At 70.9% G+C, this 1,623-nt stretch carries 2 protein-coding genes; both read left to right on the forward strand.

The features are described from left to right. On the forward strand, positions 1-688 hold a 688-nt coding region (locus tag AC1DU6_RS30435), incomplete at its 5' end, for a substrate-binding periplasmic protein (RefSeq protein ID WP_477861806.1). Between the two features lie 22 nt (positions 689-710). After that, positions 711-1,623 (forward strand): patatin-like phospholipase family protein (locus tag AC1DU6_RS30440; protein WP_477861808.1); only part of this gene is annotated, 913 nt, incomplete at its 3' end.

Below are 1,623 nucleotides of genomic sequence, written 5' to 3' on the forward strand. Positions count from 1 at the left end.
GCTTGTGTTGCTTGCGCTGCTCTGTGGCACGGCCCAGGCACAGCAGCTCCAGCTGCTGGTCTTTCCCAATCCCGGCCTGTTCGACGTAGCTGCTGACGGCACGGTCAGCGGACCTGGCGCGGAGTTGCTCGCCAAGATAGGCCGGGCCAGCGGCCTGCAGCTGGGCATCCTGGCCATGCCCATCCCGCGCGCACTGGCGACCGCCAGCAGCACGCCCGGCAGTTGCGCGGTGGGCCTGTCCCGCACACCCGAGCGCGAGGCCGCCTTCCATTGGGCCGGCCCCCTGGCCAGCGGTGCGCTGGTCATCTACGCACGCGCCGACGAAGCACCGACGTTGCACGGTCTGCAAGACCTGCGCGGCCACGGCGTTGTCGTGCAGCGGGAGTCTGCGCCCGCCGCATCGCTGCGCGAGCAGGGCATCGCCGCCCAGGAGGCCAACAACTCGGTGTCGGCCTTGCGCATGCTGCAGGCGCGGCGCGTGGACTTCTGGTTCGCCAACGAACTCGCTGCCGAACCCGTGATCCGCGCCGAGGGCGGCGCGCCGGTCAAGAACGTCCTGACGCTGCGCCGCGTGGACGCCTATGTGGCCTGCCACCTTGGCACGCCGCAGGAGCCGGTCGACAAGCTGCACCAGGCCATCCAGAAACTGCGCCGCCAGGGCGAGCTGGCGGAGTTCGGCCTGCGCTGACGCTGCTATGGTGCGGGCCGCCATGAAACGCCTGCTCCTTCTTTGCTGCCTGATCGCCGGTTCCGTACTGGCCGCCGAACCCTCTCCCGCTCAGCGCCCCAGGATCGGCCTCGTGCTGTCCGGTGGCGGCGCCCGCGGCCTGGCCCATATCGGCGTGCTGCGCGTGCTGGAGGAGATGCAGGTGCCGGTAGACCTCATCGTCGGCACCAGCATGGGTGCGGTGGTCGGCGGCGCCTATGCCTCGGGCCGCAGCCTGGATGAGCTCGAGGTCCTGGTGAAGGGCGCGAACTGGAACGCCATCCTGGCCGACCGGCCGGCGCGCGAGCGCCTGTCCATTCGCCGCCGCGAGGATGACGAGCGGCTTCCTTCGCGCATCGAGTTCGGCTTCACGCCGCAACGCGGTGCGATGCTGCCCGGCGGCGCCGCCGCCAATGGCCAGTTGGAGGCCACGCTGTCCTCCCTCATCCCCGCCACGCGCGCCGACGACCCGCTGTGCAAGCTGCCCATCCCGTTTCGCGCCGTCGCGACCGACCTGCTCTCCGGCGCGATGCTGGACCAGGCCGACACGCCGCTGTTTGAGGCCCTGCGTGCCTCCATGGCCGTGCCGGGCGTGTTTGCGCCGCTGCGCGTCAACGGCCGCCCGCTGGTGGACGGTGGCCTGGTGCGCAATCTCCCCGTCGACCTGGCCCGCCAGCTTGGCGCCGACATCGTCATCGCCGTCAACGTCGGCACGCCGCTGCTCGAAGACCGCGAGATCAGCAGCGCCGTCATGGTGGCCAACCAGATGCTGCAGATCCTGACCGAGCAGAACGTGCAGCGGTCGCTGCGTGAGCTGAACGCCCGGGACATCGTCATCGACCCCGACCTGCCCGGCATGGGCTTCATGGACTTCTACCGCGCCGACGAGGCCATGGCCACCGGCCGGCGCGCGGCCC

This window comes from Roseateles sp. P5_B10 (assembly GCF_056400485.1).